We start from the raw sequence: 16,881 nt of genomic DNA on the forward strand, positions 1-16,881 counted from the left end.
CCACGTGGCCGGACGCTGCTATCCTCCCCTCGGCGGCGCAGGAAAGCCCGGTCCGCTATTTGTGCTTCTGCAAAGAGATATTCCGCGCGCCTTTGCTTTTCTCCGGCCATTCGGGGGAGTGAAACGGTAACGGGGAGAACGGCAAAGTGCGGATGCGGTCGGGGGTAGCGGCTTGACGGTGACGCTCGGTTTAAGTCCCCGCAGTGAGCGGCGATCGGTTCGACGGGGGGTGATCATGCGGAAGCCGAGTGTGATCAAGGCTCCGAACTGGTCGTTCCCGGCGGGGGAGATCGCTAGTTGTCTCTCTTTGATCTTTTAAGTCCGGCATAGAACTCAATTAAGGCGACGCAGCGTGATTACCCGGGAAGTTTGCCACCGAGGGGCGGCGTCTTGTCCTTTTTTCCCTTATTGGACGACGGTTCCGCCAAAGGTGCTGCATCGGCTGTGTCAATAGCACCTTCAGCCACGTCGGGAATGCGGCACGACGGTACCGGCTTTGCGGCATCCCCGGTAGCTTACCGCCGGGGTTCGACCGCGCACTGGCAGTCGCGACGGCGAGCGCCACCACATTTCACCTTCGATAAGTGGATCTGAACAGGCACGTAAGGGGGTTGGGATGGTTCTGGCGGATTCGGCCACGGTCGAGACCGCGGTGATGGCGGCGTTCCCGGGAGTCCAGCGGCGCCGGCTCAGGTCGACCGGGCGCAACCTGCTCGTCGCCTTCCTCGGCGACGTGCTGGCGGTGACGATCGCCATCACGACCGTCGTGCTGTTCATGGCCGATGACCTGATGGGTGGAGCATTCGTCGTGCCGGGGGAGGGCGTACCGCCGGCTTACTCCGTCACGGGGTTCGGCCTGTTCTGGCTGCTGCTGCTCGCGGGCAGCCGGATGTACGACCGCTGGTTCCTGGAGAACCGCACCGGCATGATCTACCGGAGCCTGCGCGCCGCCGTCGTCGCCGTCGCGATCCTCGCGCCGGTCTGCGTGCTGTTCGACCTGCTCTACCTGCTCAAGCCGATCATCGTCGCGGTGCCGGTCGCCGCCGCGCTGACGATCGTCGGGCGCTACACGACGCTGGCGGTCCTGAACACCGTCCAGCGTGAGTACATCCGCCAGCGCGCCCTCATCATCGGCCCGGCCGACTCCGTCGTCGGGCTGCTCACCGCGCTGCGCCGCGACCGCTCCTACGGACTGCGCGTCGCCGGCGCCTGCATCACCGACCTCGACGACGCCCGCAAGATCACCGCCCAGAACATCCCGGTCTACGGCGACCTCAAGGACGTGGCCGGCACCGCGCTCGGCGCCGGCTGCACTGCCGTGCTGGTCGCGCTGCCGCTGGAGCTGGACCCGTACAAGATGCGCCGCCTGGCCTGGGAGCTGTCGGACAACGACATCGAACTGCTGGTCGCGCCGGCCCTGCCGGAGGTGGCGCCCGAGCGCGTCGCGGTGCTGCCCAGCGGCGGCGGCCCGCTGCTGCACGTGCGCGCCCCGGTGCTGACCGGCCCGCAGCGCGCGGTGAAGAATGTGCTCGACCGGCTGCTGGCGACGATCCTGCTGATCCTGGCGGGGCCGTTCATGCTGGTCATGGCGATCCTGATCCGCACCACCAGCGAGGGTCCGGCGCTGTTCCGCCAGCCCCGCGCCGGCATCAACGGCAAGGAGTTCACCTGCTTCAAGTTCCGCACGATGATCAAGGACGCGGACAAGAAGCGGGACGAGATCGCGCACCTCAACCAGCACACCGAGGGCCTGCTGTTCAAGATGAAGCGGGACCCGCGGGTGACCAAGGTCGGCTCGATCCTGCGCCGGACCTCGCTGGACGAGCTACCGCAGCTGCTCAACGTCATCAACGGCACGATGTCGATGGTGGGGCCGCGCCCGCCGCTGATGTCGGAGGTCGCCGGCTACGACGACGACGTGCGCCGCCGCCTGCTGGTCAAGCCGGGCATGACCGGCCTGTGGCAGGTCAGCGGCCGCTCTGAGCTGTCGTGGCAGGAGTCGGTGCGCCTCGATCTCAACTACGTCGACAACTGGACGCCGCTGCTGGACCTGCGCATCCTGGCCCGCACGGTCAACGCGGTCGTCCGCGGCACCGGCGCCTACTGACACCCCAGCAAGACGCAGCACCCCGGCAAGGAAGCAGCACCCCGGCACCTCAGCAAGGAACAGCACCTCAGCACGACGACGCCCCACCTCAGCAAGGAAACGCCCCGGCGGAGGACCGCCGGGGCGTTTCGTATGCGGCGAAGCTCAGCGCAGCTTGTTCACGATGGGCGCGACCGCGAGCGGGTTGCCGCCCAGGTGGATCTCGCTGATGCCGGTCTCCTCGCGCAGCCCCAGCAGCACGTCCGCGCAGCGCTCGGCATCGCCGTCGAGCGCCAGGGGGGACTTGTCGTACACCCCCTCGGGCAGCCACCCGAGCAGTCCCGAGCTCCAGTGGTGCTCGGCATCCCGGTCCTGCACCCGCACGTCGAGCATGCTGACCTGCAGCCGCAGCTCGTCCGGGTCCCGCCCGGCGGCCATGGCCGCCTCCCGGATGGTGTCGACCTTCGCCCGCAGGCCCTCGGTGCTCAGCTCGTGCTCGATCCGGTCGACCGAGAGATCCTTGCTGAGGCGCGGGTTGATGTTCACGATGTCGGCCAGCCGCGCGGCGAGCTCGAGCATCCGCTTGCCGCCGCCGCCCACCATGATCGGCGGACCCGGCTGCTGAACCGGTGGCGGCGCGCCGGTCAGGCCCTTGAGGTGGAAGTGCTCGCCGTCGAAGTCGACGCGCTCGCCGGCGAAGAGCCGCTTCAGGATCGTGATCGACTCGGCCAGGCGCGCGATGCGCACGGGCGCCGGGTCGAACGGCACCCCCGTGACGTCGTAGTCGATGAGCCGGTAGCCCGCCCCCAGGCCCAGGGTCACCCGCCCCTCGGACAGCACGTCGAGATTGCTGATGGACCGGTGCAGGTGCACCGGGTGGTAGAAGTCGTTGCACAGCACGCCGGTGGCCACCCGCAGGTTGGTCGTGGCCTCGGCGGCGCTCGCCATGGTCAGCAACGGATCCATTGTCCAGCCGTCGCCGAGGTGATCCGAGACGGTGACGGTGTGGAAGCCGAGGTCCTCGATCTGGCGGAGCCGCTCGCGCCATGTGGCCAACGGCCGCCGTAGGACAGGCATCGACGTGATGAAATGAAATGGGCGTGTTTGCGCGGTCACTAGACCCCCCAAAAATGGTCGTGGCCGTCGGACGTCCGGTGCCGAACTTAACTGATACCCTCTTCATCGAAAAGAGGCGTCACAAATCTGTCATAATCCCCGGGTGCGGATCTCGGTTGCGTAGAGTACGCGCGTCCCCAGTCGGATAACAGTCGGAGTTCGGTATGCATGGTCCGGGCGGCGAATGCCGTTGCTCGACCGGTGCCACCCGGGGGGTGTTGAAATGCCGGATTCTGCATTCTCCGTGAATTTTGGCGGCCTGGCTCACAGCGCGCGCCGCGAGCCTGGCCGGGGCGGTCCGACGTGGCGGAAGTTGGCCTCACGCAAGGCGATCCGGAAGTTCGAAGGTCTGTTCGGTAGGGGTAGTGCCGCGGCGTGCCGCGGGCGGCTGACGAAGGCGGTCTGACGTGCAAACGCAATCATCCAAACAGCGCGAACTGTTTGACCTGAGAGCTGGCGACCTCGTCGAGGTGCTCAGTGCGGAGGAGATTCTCGCCACACTGGACGAGCATGGGGAATACGAGGCTCTGCCATTCATGCCGGAAATGTTGCAGTACTGCGGCAAGCGTTTCCGGGTGTACAAATCGGCACACAAGACGTGTGACACCATGACTCGCTCGGGCATGCGGAAAATGGAGAACGCCGTCCATCTGCAGGGCTTGCGCTGCGACGGCGGCGGGCACGGCGGCTGCCAGGCCGGATGCATGATTTTCTGGAAGAATGCGTGGCTGCGCAAGATCGAGGGCGCCGAGGCGGCCGCCCCCGCGCCCGAGGCGCCGGCCGGCGTCAAGACGCTGCCCCTCATCGAGATCAACGCCCGCGGCGCGGCGTTCGAGGACGGCGCCGAGCGTTTCAAGTGCCAAGCCACTGAGCTGCTGCGCGCGGCCCCGTCGGTGCTGCCCCTGCTCGAGCTCGGCCAGTTCACCAAGGACGTGCGCACCGGCAACTTCGGCGTGGGCTGGACGGTGCGGGCCTTCGGCGTCGGGGTGTACAACCGCTTCCAGCGCGCCAGCAACAAGTCCCTGCCGCGGTGGGCCCGGATCCGCGGCGGCCGGGAGTGGGGCTACCTGCGCGGCCGGGCGGAGGGCAAGACGCCCGACGCGCGCACCGGCCTGCGGGCCGGCGACCTGGTGCGGGTCAAGTCGCGCAAGGAGATCGAGCCGACGCTCAACGCCGAGCTGCTCAACCGCGGCATGGGCTTCGACGCCGAGATGGCGCGCTTCTGCGGGCGGAGCGCGCGGGTGCAGCGCCGGGTCGAGCAGATCATCGACGAGAACACCGGACGGATGATCTACATGAAGAGCCCCTGCTGGGTGCTCGACAACGTCATCTGCGAGGGCGCGTTCAACGCCAACTGCCCGCGGGCCATCACGCCGTACTGGCGCGAGATCTGGCTCGAGAAGATCGAGGATGGCGGCGGGCGCGACGAGCAGAAGGTTCCCGCGCAGAGCGTCGCCGGCTGATCCGCCTACGCAGCGTCACGAAAACGGCCGCCGTGCTCAGCACGGCGGCCGTTTTCGTGACGCAGAATTCATCAGGTCGTCATACGGTGAAGATCACAGGAACCAGCGGGTCGTGGACGTGCGGATCGTCCGGGCCGGGTGAGTCAGCCGCCAGACGGTGCCGCAGAGCCCGGCCATCAGGGCGAGCGTCATGACGTACGTGCTGTAGCTGAGGCTCATCGAGTCGAACGTGGCCGCGACGAGCAGCGCGATGATCTGCGTCGAGATGAGCGCCGCGCACAGGTGCTTGTCGGCGAGCTCCGTCGCGCGGCGGTAGGCCAGCCAGGCCAGCGTGATGCCGGTGATGTGCAGCGCCGCGATCGTGACCGCCCCGACGATGCCGACGCTCAGCAGCGTGATGAGCCACTGGTTGTCCATGACCTGGTACTGCGGCGGCACCCACGTCCCCGTCCCGCGCCCGAACCACGGCCGCTGCGAGATGTAGTGGAACGCCATCGGATAGCGCTCAGTGCGCGCGTTGATCGAGGAGTTGTCCGACGCGTTGTCGAACAGCCCGAAGATCGTGCGCACCAGGCCGGAGCTGACCGCGCCGAGCGCGGCGAGCAGACCGACCGCCATGATCCCGATGTTGTACCGCGTCCGCCACTTCCACACCGGGAACAGGCACAGCATCGTGACGCCGAGGGCGATGATGCCCGTGCGCGACACGGTCACGCCGACGCCGGCCGCGATCACGAAGCACGCGATCGCCGAGGCGCGCCGCCGCTGCGGGGTGCCGGCGAAGAGCGCGAAGTGGATCGCGAAGGGCAGCACCATCGCCAGGAACGCGGCCAGCTCGATGTAGTGCGTGGTCGTGCTCGCCACCCGGATGCCGGAGCCGCGCACCTCGAAGCCCAGCGCCTCGGTCTTGACCTGCAGGCCGGGGATGTTCAGATAGAGCGTGTAGTCGACCTTGGTGACGTATTGCAGGATGCCGATGAAGCCGACGACCGCGGCGCACGCCACCAGGACCTTGAGCACACCGCGTAGCCGAATCCAGTTCGGCACCCCGTCGGCGGCGGTCAGCAGCACGCCGGAGAAGCACATGAGGTACAGCATCATGCGGTCGGCCGCGTTGGACTCGATCGTGGTCAGGCCGCGCATGAAGCCGATCGCGTAGGAGATGAGCGCTGAGACGAGGAAGAACATCAGCGCCCAGCGCATCGGCTGCGGCCCCGTCATCGACAGGTTCGGCGTGAACCGCGCCAGTACCCACCAGATGAACAGCGCCAGGCCGACCACCAGTCCGGGCCGGCCCACGTCGGTCATGCCGGGCACGATGAGCCGCGACGGGATGACCGTGATGAGGAAGATCGCGATGCTCAGCATCACCGCCGCGTCGATGCGCGTGACGCGGCGGCGGGTGACGTAGGTCTTGCCGGAGACGTATGAGGGCTCCAGGTCGGCGGAGATGTACTCCTCGGTCGCGATCGTCACCGAACTGCTCCAACGCCCCCGGGCGCTCCGTTAATGGTTCTTGCCCCGCTTGGCCGAGGCCGGGCGGGGCGGCATCGCGGCGAGCGGGATGACCACAGTGGACTCGGCGTCGGGCACGATGATCGCGGTCTCGTCGGCGGCCGGCTTGCGCAGTTCGGGCTTGCCGTCGACCGGCGCGCCCGCGGTCGCCGGGCGCTGATACTCCACCGTGAGCCCGTGCTGGTCCGCCCCGACGAGGGGCCGGTCGCCGGACTTCACGATCGTCCCGCCCGGGCGCACCGGGGCGCCGCCCCGGGCGGACCCGCCGACGTGGGCACCGCCGCGCGCCTGGCCGGAGGCCAAGATCGGCGACGTCGACGCGGTGTCCTCGGCGTCCTCGACCGGCCCGGCGGCGTTCTTGCGGCGCCGGCGCATCCAGGCGTCGAAGCCGATGGTCGCGCCCGCGGTCAGCAGCAGCCCGGCCGCGGCGACCGCGACGAGGGCGCGCTTGACCTTCGAGGTCGACTTCTTGACGTTGCCGCCGGCGTCGAGGCGGCTCGAGGTGATCATGATCGCCTTGTTGGAGACGCCGTTGTCCTTCTGCAGCTTCGTCACGCTGTCGGTGAACTTCGTGACCAGCGCGTCGGCGGTCTCCTTGGCCTGGGCCTTGGACGCGCCGGTGACCTCGAAGGTGATCAGCGGCGTGCTCTGGCCCATGGTGACCGTGAAGGTGTCGCTGTAGCCGTTGCGCTTGAACTCGTCGACGACCGTCTGGTCCATGACCTGGACGATGGCGGCGTTACCCAGGGTCTGCAGGCCCTGGCCGATCCACTGGTTCTGCTGGTCGGGCGTGATCGCGCCGGGCTCGCGCTGGCCCGCGTTGGGCGGCACGAGTTGGACGTAGGCGGTGGCGACATAGTCCGGCTTCACCTGGCTGACCGTCACCGCCGTGATGACCGCCGACAGCGCCAGCATCGGCAGTGCGATCTGCCAGCGCCGCACCAGCAGCTTCGTGATGTCCCAGAAGTCCAACTTCGTCCTCTCGATGACCGCATGGTGCGCCCCCCGCGATGCCGGCGCATCCAGTGTCCGGTGGCGCAGGCCGGACAGCAAGGACGGGTCGGACAACGGTCACGGGGGCGGGCCGCGTGCCGACACCTTACTGGCCGAGAGACCCGTAGCGAACTCCAGGACAGCTGATGAAAAGCTGAAAAACCTACGCATGTCGCGTACTAGACAATATCTCTGCCCGAAAAACCGATGCTGCCCGCACCGCCCCCGTACCAGGATCGCCTGGTCCCTTGGCGGGGGTGGCATCGCGCGCTGCTTCGGAGGCAGCCGAGCATCGGCGCGCGGCGCGTGGCAAGGGCGCATTCAAACGTGGGAGGACAAGTCGGCATGCCGACCTCGGTCGTCATCATCAACGTGCACGGAATCGGTCCCCACCCGACCTCGCGCCCGCTGGACCCCGGTGAGGATCAGGTCTGGGCCAGCATCGAGCAGTTCGAGCGGGCGCTGGACGCGGCGGTGGGCCGCGACGACGTCCGGATCACCTTCGACGACGGCAACGCCTCGGACGTCGAGATCGGGCTGCCGCGGCTGCTCGAGCGGGGCCTGAAGGCCCACTTCTTCGTGCTCGCCGGGGAGTTCGGCCAACCGGGCCGCCTCGACGTGGCCGGGGTCCGCGAGCTGCTCAAGGCCGGGATGCCGGTGGGCTCGCACGGCTGGGCGCACCGCGACTGGCGGCGCCTCAGCGACGCCGAGGCCGAGCAGGAGATCGGCGAGGCCAACCGGGTCATCGGCGAGATCACCGGCGAGCCGGTCACCGACGTCGCCATCCCGTTCGGCTCCTACGACCGCGTCGTGCTCACCCGGCTGCGCCGGGCCGGCATGCGCCGCGTCTACACCAGCGACGGCGGGGCGGCCCGGCCGGGCGAGTGGCTGCAGGCCCGCAACAGCATCGGGCCCGACCTCGACGCCGCGTGGATCGAGCGGGTGTACAACGGCAAGGCTTCACCGATCGTGCAGGCGCGACGGATCGTCGCGCGCCGCGTCAAGAGACTGCGGGGAGCACCGTGACCGACCTTGAGCAGCCGGCCCGTCACCGGGTCGCCATCGTGATCGTCACCTACAACAGCGGGGACGTGCTCGACGGGGCGCTGCGCTCCCTCGTGCCGTCCGACGGCGTGGATATCGCCGCCGTCGTGGTGGTGGACAACAACTCCAAGGACGACTCCGTCGCCGTCGCCCTCGGCGCCGCCGACGTGCTGCCGGTGCGCTCGGTGCAGACCGGGCGCAACGCCGGCTACGCCGCGGCGATCAACGCGGGGCTGGCGGCGCTGGGCGAGGAGAAGTACGACGCGCTGTGGGTGATGAACCCCGACGTGCGCATGCGCCCCAGCACCCTCGCCATCCTCGCGGACGCGCTGAAGGAGCCCGGCCGCGGCATGACCGTACCGAAGATGCTCAACTCGGACGGATCGCTGCAGCCGTCGCTGCGCCGGATGCCGACCGTGGGCCGGGCGCTCGTCGAGGCCGTCATCGGCGGCGACCGCGCCGGGCGCATCGGCAAGCTCGGCGAGCTCATCACCGACCCGCGGGAGTACGAGCGGGCCGGCGAGTTCGCCTGGGCGACTGGCGCCGCGCTGCTCATCTCCGCCGACGTCGTGCGCGAGCTCGGCGACTGGGACGAGTCGTTCGTGCTCTACAGCGAGGAGACCGAGTACATGCTTCGCGCCCGGGACCGCGGCTACGCGCTGTGGTATGCCCCCGCCGCGGTGGTCGAGCACATCGGCGGCGACTCGGGCGTCAACCCGACGCTGGCCGCGCTGCTCACCGTCAACAAGGTGAAGCTGTTCCGCCGCCGCCGGGGCGCGCTGGCCGGCTCGGCGTACTACGGCGCCGTCCTGCTCGGCGAGTCGGTGCGCGCGGTCAGCGGCCGGCGCATCGCCAAGGCCTCGGTGGCCGCGCTCATGCACCCGTCCAACCCGCCGCGGCTGGCGGACTGAGCATGGCCCGCACCCCGATGGAGGCGCTCGCGTTCGACCGCCTCACCGACGCCCACCTCGACGCATGGCACAAGCTGCGCGACGTCAACCCGATGCTCGACAGCCCGTACTTCCACCCGGGCTTCGCCAAGGCGGTGCACGACAGCGGCCGGGCCGTGCAGGTGTACGTCGGGCGCGGCGAGACGGGCGAGATCGAGAGCCTGTTCCCGGTCCAGCGCGAGGGCGCCCTGCTGCGCCCGGTCGGCTGGCCCGGCGCCGACTTCCAGGGCCCGATCCTGGCCCCCGGCGCGCAGTACCCGATCGCCGGGCTGCTCACCGGCGGCGTGAGCGCGCTGGAGTTCGACCACCTGCTGCCGCTCGCCGGCGACTTCGAGGAGTGGACCGAGACGACCCGGCCCTCGCCCTTCGTCGACACGACGGGGGGCCTGGAAGGGTACCTCTCCCGCGCCTCCAAGTCCGGCAAGGACAACATGGGCCAGGCCCGCCGCCGCGCCAACAAGGCCGAGCGGGAGATCGGGCCGATCCGCTTCGAAGCCGACGTCGTCGACGACGCGGCGCTGGCCGAGGTGATCCGGCTCAAGCGCGACCAGTACGCGGCCACCGGTGCGCGCGACTACTTCGCCGAGCCCGACCGCGAACGGCTGCTGCGCTCGCTGCTGCACACCCGCGGCACCGAGTTCGCGGGCATCCTGTCCACCCTCTACGCCGGCGACCAGCTGCTCGCGGCCCACTTCGGCATCCGCTCCGGAGCGGTGCTGCACTGGTGGTTCCCGGTGTACGATCCCTCGCGCGCCGGGCTGGCGCCGGGCTGGATGCTGCTGCGGGAGCTGGTCATGGCGGCCCCCGCCCTCGGCTTCACCCGGATCGACCTGGGCCGGGGCGACGACGAGTACAAGCGGCGGGCGAAGACCGGCGAGACCCTCGTCGGTCAGGGCATCGTCACCCGCAGCAACGTCCGCCGCGCCGTGCGGCGGGCCCGTGAGTCCCTCGTGGCGGCGGCGAAGGCGTCGCCGCTCGGCCCGCACCTTCGCCGGGTGGTGCGCAGGCTGCGCGCCGCCAAGCGCTAGTTTCTTGGGAGGCGTCGGCAATGGCCGGTAGAAGTGCGCTCATCCTGGTCGAGAACCTCTCGGTGCCGTTCGACCGGCGCGTGTGGCAGGAGAGCCTGGCGCTGCGCGACGCGGGCTGGGACGTGAGCGTCATCTGCCCGCAGGGCACCAAACGGGACACCGAGCCCTATGCGGAGATCAACGGGATCAAGATTCATCGGTATCCGCTGGAGGCGGCGACCGGCGGCCCGCTCGGCTACGCCAAGGAGTACTCCGCCGCCCTGCGCCACACGCTGCGCCTGGCCAAGAAGGTCGGCCCGGTCGACATCGTGCACGCGTGCAACCCGCCGGACATCCTCTACGTGGTGGCCAAGCGGCTGCGCCGGCACGGCACCCGGTTCATCTTCGACCAGCACGACCTGGTGCCGGAGCTGTACCTGTCCCGCTTCAACCGCGGCAAGGACCTGCTCTACCGCGGGGTCGTGCGCGCCGAGAAGGCCACCTACGACGCCGCCGACGTGGTCATCGCCACCAACGAGAGCTACCGGCAGGCGGCCCTGACCCGCGGCGGCAAGCGCCCCGAGGACGTCTTCGTGGTCCGCAGCGCGCCCGTGGTCGAGCGCTTCCACCACGTGCCGCCGGACGAGTCCATCAAGCGCGGGAAGCCGTACCTGCTGTGCTACCTCGGCGTCATGGGCCCCCAGGACGGCGTCGACTACGCCCTGCGCGCCCTGGCCAAGCTCCGCGACGAGGTCGGGCGCACCGACTGGCACGCCGCGTTCATCGGCGCCGGCGACACCTTCGAGCAGATGCAGGCGCTCGCCGTCGAGCTCGGTCTGGGCGAGTCCGTCACGTTCACGGGGCGCATCCCGGACGAGGACCTGCTGCGGTACCTCTCCACCGCCGACGTCTGCCTCTCGCCCGACCCGCTCAACCCGCTCAACGACGTCTCCACGATGAACAAGATCATGGAGTACATGGCGATGTCGAAGCCGATCGTCTCCTTCGAGCTGCGCGAGGCGCGGGTCTCGGCGGGCGAGGCGGCGCTCTACGCGCCCGCCAACGACGAGTCGGCGTTCGCCAAGCTGGTGTCGTATCTGCTGGACAACCCCGACGAGCGGCGCCGCATGGGCGAGCTGGGCCAGGCCCGGGTCAGCGGCCCGCTGTCGTGGGAGAACTCGAAGATCGCGCTGCTGGCCGCCTACGAGGCCGCCTACGCCAAGAAGGCCGGCGGCCCCTCAATTCCCGCCCAGCGAAGCGGTGCGGGTGCTGGCGTCGCTGCCCCAGGCGTCGTCATCCCGGCGCAGCCGGCTCACGGCGCGGTCCAGGACCAGCACGCTCAGGTACGCGGTGGCGTCCACGGGGCTTACGGAGCGGCGCCGGACCAGGCGCACCAGGGAGCCCAGGCTCAGGGAGCCTTCCCCGGATCCGCCCTTGAGGGCGGCCAGCTGCCGGTTGCCCCGCCGCACCCGGACCCGGCGGTTGAGGTGCGCGGCGACGGTCCGGGCCGGTCGTACCAGTGACCGCGCCTCGACGACCACCGCGCGCTCGTGCGGGGCGAAGCTGGCGTGCACCCAGCCGTCGTCCGAGATCACGTCCGGCATCGGGAAGACCCGCGCATGGCCGGCCTCGGTGAGCACGTAGACGCCGGCCCCGGCCAGCGCGCGGCTCGGCGCCATCATGCGGTCGTGCACGCGGTGCACACGCCGCACGAGGGCGCCGACCTTCGCCATGTCCAGCTCGGGCACGGGGGAGCAGGCCAGCACGCCGGGGCGCGCGCACGCGGCGACGAGCGCGCGCACCGAGTCGCTGGTCAGCTCCACGTCGGCGTCGAGGTAGATGCGCGGGAACGTCCGGCACGCGGCGTCGCCGAGGCGCAGCGCCGGCACCTTGCCGGGCACCTCGGACTCGATGACCCGCACGCCGGGCACGGCCGCGGCCTGCGCCGCGGTGTCGTCGCGGCAGGCGTTGGGCACGACGATGACGTCGAACTCGCCCGGCTCGGTGCCCTCCAGAAGCCGGCGGAGATTGCGCCCGATCACCGATGCCTCGTTGTGCGCCGGAATGACGATGCTGACCAACGGTGTCTCCACCGGACCACCTCTCGTAGGCAGATGCCTCGCAGGGCGATGCAAAGAATAGCCGCCGTGCGAACGAGGCAGATCGGAGTGTTCGTTCCATGACCGACCTCGCGAAGCGGGCGGCTCCCGCGGCGGAGGCGTCGCCGTCCACCGCGCCGAAGGAACGCCCGCGGCTGCTCGGCCTCGACGGCATCCGGGGCGTGGCGGCCCTGTTCGTCATGCTGCACCACTGCTACCTGCTGGCGTTTCCCGGGTACCCCGAGAACACCGGCCCGGTCTGGGCCGCCTGGCTGCTCTACGGCCACCTCGCCGTGGTGATCTTCATCGCCCTGTCCGGTTTCTCCCTCGGCGTCTCCCCGGCCCGTCACGACTGGCAGCTCGGCGGCGCCAAGCGCTTCGCGCACCGCCGCGCCTGGCGCATCCTGCCGCCGTACTGGGCCGCCCTGGTCTTCAGCCTGATCATCGCCTGGACCGTCGTGCCGCAGCCGGAGACCCCCGAGCCGACCGGCAAGTCCGTGCTCATCTACGGCCTGCTGCTGCAGGACGTCTTCGGCTCCCCGTCGCCCAACGGCGCGTTCTGGTCGATCGCGATCGAGGCGCAGCTGTACATCGTCTTCCCGCTCCTGCTCATCGTCCTGCGCAAGCTCAGCTCCATCGTGATGCTGACCGCGGTGACCGTGGTGGTGACCTGGATCGGCGTGCTGGCGCCGCACGTGTCAGTGGTCGACCTGCTCATCCGGCTCACCCCGCAGTTCGCGCTGCTCTTCGCGCTCGGGCTGGTCGCCACCGGGGTGCTGCGCGCCTCGGAGCGGGTGCGGCGGCTGCCGTACCACTGGTTCGCCCTCGTCGCCGCGGTGCCGGCGTTCGGGCTCATCGCCTCCAACGGCTCGGTGTGGACCGTGCAGCACTTCTACTGGGTCGACATGTCCTTCGGGCCCGCGGTGGCGCTGCTGCTGGCCGCGGTCGCGACCGGGCGCCCGGTGTGGCTGGTGCGGCTGCTGGACACGCGGCCGCTGCGCTCGCTGGGGTCGTTCTCCTACAGCCTGTACCTCACCCACGCCCCGATCGTCGTGGCCATCCACGCGAAGCTCGTGGAGCCGCACGTCACCGGCACGGTGGCGACGTTCTGGGCCAACGTGGCGCTCGCGGCCCCGGTCGCGATCGCCTTCGCCTGGGCCTTCTCGCGCTTCTTCGAGCTGCCGTTTCAGCGGTACCGCAGCTGGGGCCCCCTGCGCGCCGCCATCCGCGCGCGGTTCTGAGGCTCCCCGGTTCCCAGCACCGTCAGCAGCGCCAGGGCCGTGGCGGCGGCCCCGGCGACGGCGATCGCCCGCCCGGCCAGCAGCGCCGAGCCGAGGGCGGCATCCGCGCCCGGCTGGGCGTCGAGCGGGCCGACCGCGAACACCAGCGCGGTGGCCGTGACGAGCACGGCAGCGTAGACGGTGCCGAGGACGTTGAGCGCGCGCGCCGGCCCGTGTCCTCGCGGCCGCAGCCACGCCACGGCGGCGCAGCAGACGGCGAGCGCGATCAGCTCGCCGCCCAGGGTGTCGCTCGGGCGGTGCCAGCTCGCGGTGACGGTGGCGACCGCGATGCCGCCGGCGAAGAGGGACGCCGCGCCCAGCACGGCCGCGCGCAACCGCAGCGGGACGACCAGGACGACCGCGCACATCATGGCCATCGCGGTCGCGGTGTGGCCGCTGGGGAAGCTCTGGTCGTCGCGCCGGTAGCCGCGGTGCAGCAGGATCGGGCGCGGCAGGGCCCACTGCATGATCTGCGTGACGATCACGGTGGCGAGGATCACGGCTGCGGCGAGCACGCCCAGGCGCCACTGGCGGCGGGCGAAGCCGATCGCGAGTACGGCCGCGGCCACCACGGCCACGGAGGCCGTCGTGACGAGGCTCAGCACCCGCTCCGCCCGCTCGTCGTTCACGGTGCCGGCGCGGGCCTCGGCGGCGGAGAGTACCGCATCCTCGAAGCGCTGACCGGGCACCGTGCGCACCGCGACGAGGTAGACGGCGGTGAAGAGCAGCACGCAGCCGGCCCCCACGATCCAGGGTCTTGAACTGCTGCGTGACTTCCTTAAGGAATCTAGAAATACCTCGGTAGCCTACAATGTGAGCATGTTTCGGTTGTCGGCGGCTGTGGCGCGTCTCGGGATTTACCCGCAGATGTTGCGGTTGCGGGCTGATTCCGGTGGTGTGTCGGTGACATGGGTCGGTTCGGAGCGGCGGTTCAAACCGGACGACCTGGACGCGTGCATGGGCGCCGCGGCGGTGTCTGTTGAGCCGGTGCTGCGGGAAGCGCTCTGCGTGCGGGTGCCCGGCGGCAGTGGCCAGGAGCCGAGCCTGACCGCGCAGGTTGCACTCGGCAGCGACCGGTGACGTGGTTGCCGTGTACCAGGACCGGGCCAGCAGATAGCGGGAGAAGCGCCCAGGGCGCCCGAAGGGCTCTGCCGGTGGGGTGGACGAACTCCTCGACGACTTTGTGAGTCTGGTCGCCGCGTTCGCTGGACGGATGTACGGCATCCGCTTCCGCGGGGCCGGGCAGCCGCTCCTCGGCAGCGCCCGCATCCGCCTTCAGACGCCGACGAGCGGGTGACAATCATGACCAAGCTCCGCCATCACATCGTCGGCCATGTCCCGGTGACCGCGACCGCGACCTGCACCTCGTTGCGCGGGGTCGAGGTATCGACCGGCCGGGTTCTCAACGCTGCCGCTGTCGCGGAGCGGGTCGCCTTGCTCTGCGTGATTGTGCGGGACATGACCCGCCGGCTTCTCGATCAGCACTGGACGGCCGAAGCCGTCGCTGCGCACGCCTGCGGCGTGGACGCGGCGGGGCAGCGGCTGCCGTCCAACGGGTGGATGGCGCAACGCCGGCTCGGGATGACCGCGACCGCCCCGACCGGCATGGTCGTGTCAGACCGGGTCCGGCGGATCGCGGAGGAACACGCGGCCCGGCTGCTGCGCCTCGCCGTGCACCGCGACCGCCTGCTGTCCGCGGTCACCAGCACGTGGCCGGCCGACCCGGGTAAGCGGTCGATCGCGGAGTGGGATGCGTTGCGGGCTGCGGCACCGGAAGCGTCCACGGCCGAGATCCGCAACCGGACCCGCCAGGTCGCAGCATTCCTGGCCGGGCATGGGCGGCTGCCTTCCTCGATCACCGAGGCCGAGCCGGTACCGCGCGTGTCCGGGCAGGTGCTGCTGGCCGCCGCGGACAAGCAGCAGGTCACCGTCGCCCGGGACATCGGCGATCCGCGTCGGCTCGCGCTGCGGGTCCTGCTCCCGACGGTCGAGCACCCCGCCTCGTACCGGGACTGGGCGTGGGTGATCCTCGACGCGAACATTCCTGCCACGGTCCCGGTCGCGGCGGACCTCGCGTCACCGACCCTGAGGCTCGTGCACGGCCGCGTCCGGGTCGACCTGCCCTGGACACGGCCCGCGCCAGTGCCCGCCATGAAGGGTCACCGGCGCGCCCTGGGCCTGGACTGGGGCTACAACACGCTGCTCACGGGTGCGGTCGGCCGCCTTGGTGAGGACCGGCGCGGGCGGGCCCGCGTCATCACCGACGGCCGTCCGCTCACCTTCGACGCGACCGGCGTCAGCGCGAAACTCGAAAGGCTCCGCACGCACCGCGAACACGTCCGCGCCCGCCTCGACCACTACCAGCGACTCCTTGCCGGCCGGCCGGACGAGACCCTCGCGGCCAAACGCGCGGTCCTGCAGATCGAGGCCGAACGCATCAACGCCCGATACCGTAACCTGAACAAGGCCCTCGCCTGGAACGCTGCCCGCTGGGCCGTCGACCACGCCCTCGCGAACCGATGCACCGTCATCTCCATCGAGGACCTCACCACCCTCGAAACCCGCGGGCTCGGCCGGTCGATGAACCGCCGCCTCAGCGGCCACGTGCGCGGCCAGGTCTTCGACGCCCTCCGCCACCTGGCCGTGGCCGAGGGGATCGCCGTCGTGACCGTGCCCGCACGGGGTACGAGCACCGGCTGCCCACGCTGTGGCCGGTACACGACCGAAGCAGCGAAGGGCCACGCCGGCCGACATCCCGGCTTCAGGCACGTGCGGGCACCGAACCGGCCTACCAAACCGGGACACAAGTGGAGTGTCTGTGCCTGCGGCCTCTCCACGGATCGGGACCACGCCGCCGCAGAACGTATCCTCGCCCGCGGCCTGCTCGGCCAGGCACACGCCTACCGCGACCGCAAGACCGGCCGGATCCGCACGGCGAGAACCGTGGACGGGCCCGTCCGGCGCATCCCCAAGCCCCGCAGCCCTCAGGCTGCGGCTTGTAACACCACACCCCTCACGCCCGTGCGACGTGAGGTCCCCGCCCTAGTCACGCCCCCACGGGTGACTGGTCAGCGTCCGGCGGGGCGGCCACCCCAGACCTGTAGCACCATCACAGGCCAGGTGCCGACGGCGAAAGCCGCAACGAGAACACGAGCCGACCGCATCCATAGTCGGCGGCTGAGCCGAGGATTCCACCGGCACGTGACGGCAACGCCACACACCCGGCCAGCACCCCGACACAGCCTTCCGTAGATTCTCAGAGACGCTTTCATCACGCCCATTGTGCCTTGCGGCTTGGGCCCGAAAGCCTTGACGGATAACCGATCGA

At 70.3% G+C, this 16,881-nt stretch carries 14 protein-coding genes and 1 pseudogene; 10 read left to right on the forward strand and 5 right to left on the reverse strand.

All coding sequences use genetic code 11. From position 1 onward, the window contains the following. The first annotated feature begins 616 nt into the window (after positions 1–616). On the forward strand, positions 617–2,107 hold the full coding sequence (locus ACQPY0_RS07990; RefSeq protein ID WP_432986454.1) for a sugar transferase: 1,491 nt from the start codon (positions 617–619) through the stop codon (positions 2,105–2,107). A gap of 144 nt (positions 2,108–2,251) precedes the next feature. On the opposite strand, the gene ACQPY0_RS07995 is transcribed toward ACQPY0_RS07990, so the two are convergent. Then, positions 2,252–3,163, reverse strand: a complete 912-nt coding sequence (locus ACQPY0_RS07995; RefSeq protein WP_432986456.1) for a TIGR03621 family F420-dependent LLM class oxidoreductase — start codon at positions 3,161–3,163, stop codon at positions 2,252–2,254. 662 nt (positions 3,164–3,825) lie between these two features. Here ACQPY0_RS07995 and ACQPY0_RS08000 point away from each other — a divergent pair. Then, positions 3,826–4,665, forward strand: a complete 840-nt coding sequence (locus ACQPY0_RS08000; RefSeq protein ID WP_432986458.1) for a hypothetical protein — start codon at positions 3,826–3,828, stop codon at positions 4,663–4,665. A 93-nt stretch (positions 4,666–4,758) separates the two neighbouring features. On the opposite strand, the gene ACQPY0_RS08005 is transcribed toward ACQPY0_RS08000, so the two are convergent. Further along, positions 4,759–6,141 (reverse strand): O-antigen ligase family protein, encoded by a 1,383-nt coding sequence (locus ACQPY0_RS08005; protein WP_432986460.1) that lies wholly within the window; start codon positions 6,139–6,141, stop codon positions 4,759–4,761. Between the two features lie 30 nt (positions 6,142–6,171). Beyond that, complete coding sequence (locus tag ACQPY0_RS08010) at positions 6,172–7,152, reverse strand: hypothetical protein (RefSeq protein ID WP_432986462.1); 981 nt, start codon at positions 7,150–7,152, stop codon at positions 6,172–6,174. 366 nt (positions 7,153–7,518) lie between these two features. On the opposite strand from ACQPY0_RS08010, the gene ACQPY0_RS08015 reads away from it, so the two are divergent. Genes ACQPY0_RS08015 through ACQPY0_RS08030 form a run of 4 tightly spaced genes read left to right on the forward strand, consistent with a single transcriptional unit; the run spans position 7,519 to position 11,697 of the window. Then, on the forward strand, positions 7,519–8,199 hold the full coding sequence (locus tag ACQPY0_RS08015) for a polysaccharide deacetylase family protein (RefSeq protein ID WP_432986464.1): 681 nt from the start codon (positions 7,519–7,521) through the stop codon (positions 8,197–8,199). Then, positions 8,196–9,128, forward strand: coding sequence for a glycosyltransferase family 2 protein (locus tag ACQPY0_RS08020; protein WP_432986466.1), 933 nt, complete (start codon positions 8,196–8,198; stop codon positions 9,126–9,128). Before ACQPY0_RS08015 ends, ACQPY0_RS08020 begins: the two co-directional genes overlap by 4 nt. Positions 9,129–9,130: 2 nt before the next feature. Then, the gene (locus tag ACQPY0_RS08025; RefSeq protein ID WP_432986468.1) at positions 9,131–10,195 is read left to right on the forward strand and encodes a GNAT family N-acetyltransferase; all 1,065 of its coding nucleotides are present in this window, start codon (positions 9,131–9,133) and stop codon (positions 10,193–10,195) included. A 20-nt stretch (positions 10,196–10,215) separates the two neighbouring features. Next, positions 10,216–11,697 carry a glycosyltransferase family 4 protein gene (locus tag ACQPY0_RS08030; protein ID WP_432986470.1) on the forward strand — a complete coding sequence of 494 codons (1,482 nt, stop codon included), beginning with the start codon at positions 10,216–10,218 and terminating at the stop codon, positions 11,695–11,697. 297 nt (positions 11,698–11,994) lie between these two features. Here ACQPY0_RS08030 and ACQPY0_RS08035 read toward each other — a convergent pair. Next, positions 11,995–12,267: pseudogene (locus ACQPY0_RS08035) on the reverse strand (glycosyltransferase); the annotation flags it as partial. Positions 12,268–12,353: 86 nt separating this feature from the next. Between ACQPY0_RS08035 and ACQPY0_RS08040 the strand changes: the two are divergent. Further along, positions 12,354–13,514, forward strand: a complete 1,161-nt coding sequence (locus ACQPY0_RS08040) for an acyltransferase family protein (RefSeq protein ID WP_432986472.1) — start codon at positions 12,354–12,356, stop codon at positions 13,512–13,514. On the opposite strand, the gene ACQPY0_RS08045 is transcribed toward ACQPY0_RS08040, so the two are convergent. After that, positions 13,460–14,284, reverse strand: a complete 825-nt coding sequence (locus ACQPY0_RS08045; RefSeq protein ID WP_432986474.1) for a phosphatase PAP2 family protein — start codon at positions 14,282–14,284, stop codon at positions 13,460–13,462. The genes ACQPY0_RS08040 and ACQPY0_RS08045 overlap by 55 nt on opposite strands. Between ACQPY0_RS08045 and ACQPY0_RS08050 the strand changes: the two genes are divergently transcribed. The 3 genes from ACQPY0_RS08050 (at position 14,271) to ACQPY0_RS08060 (ending at position 16,805) form a co-directional block, all read left to right on the forward strand. Continuing rightward, a complete protein-coding gene (locus ACQPY0_RS08050) occupies positions 14,271–14,633 on the forward strand; it encodes a hypothetical protein (protein WP_432986476.1) in 363 nt (120 codons plus the stop codon). The two genes, ACQPY0_RS08045 and ACQPY0_RS08050, sit on opposite strands and share 14 nt — an antisense overlap. Before the next feature lie 79 nt (positions 14,634–14,712). Further along, positions 14,713–14,850, forward strand: coding sequence for a hypothetical protein (locus ACQPY0_RS08055; RefSeq protein ID WP_432986478.1), 138 nt, complete (start codon positions 14,713–14,715; stop codon positions 14,848–14,850). A gap of 5 nt (positions 14,851–14,855) precedes the next feature. Beyond that, a complete protein-coding gene (locus tag ACQPY0_RS08060) occupies positions 14,856–16,805 on the forward strand; it encodes a zinc ribbon domain-containing protein (protein WP_432986480.1) in 1,950 nt (649 codons plus the stop codon). The last annotated feature ends 76 nt before the right edge of the window (positions 16,806–16,881 follow it).

This window comes from Dactylosporangium sp. CA-233914, assembly GCF_050942935.1.
Classification (GTDB): Bacteria; Actinomycetota; Actinomycetes; order Mycobacteriales; family Micromonosporaceae; genus Dactylosporangium.

What these genes read in the sequence shown, in the direction of transcription:
- ACQPY0_RS07990 (WP_432986454.1), top strand. Translation starts at nt 617, where the DNA reads ATGGTTCTGGCGGATTCGGCCACGGTCGAGACCGCGGTGATGGCGGCG.
- ACQPY0_RS07995 (WP_432986456.1), bottom strand. Translation starts at nt 3,163, where the DNA reads ATGCCTGTCCTACGGCGGCCGTTGGCCACATGGCGCGAGCGGCTCCGC.
- ACQPY0_RS08000 (WP_432986458.1), top strand. Translation starts at nt 3,826, where the DNA reads ATGCGGAAAATGGAGAACGCCGTCCATCTGCAGGGCTTGCGCTGCGAC.
- ACQPY0_RS08015 (WP_432986464.1), top strand. Translation starts at nt 7,519, where the DNA reads ATGCCGACCTCGGTCGTCATCATCAACGTGCACGGAATCGGTCCCCAC.
- ACQPY0_RS08025 (WP_432986468.1), top strand. Translation starts at nt 9,131, where the DNA reads ATGGCCCGCACCCCGATGGAGGCGCTCGCGTTCGACCGCCTCACCGAC.
- ACQPY0_RS08030 (WP_432986470.1), top strand. Translation starts at nt 10,216, where the DNA reads ATGGCCGGTAGAAGTGCGCTCATCCTGGTCGAGAACCTCTCGGTGCCG.
- ACQPY0_RS08040 (WP_432986472.1), top strand. Translation starts at nt 12,354, where the DNA reads ATGACCGACCTCGCGAAGCGGGCGGCTCCCGCGGCGGAGGCGTCGCCG.
- ACQPY0_RS08060 (WP_432986480.1), top strand. Translation starts at nt 14,856, where the DNA reads ATGACCAAGCTCCGCCATCACATCGTCGGCCATGTCCCGGTGACCGCG.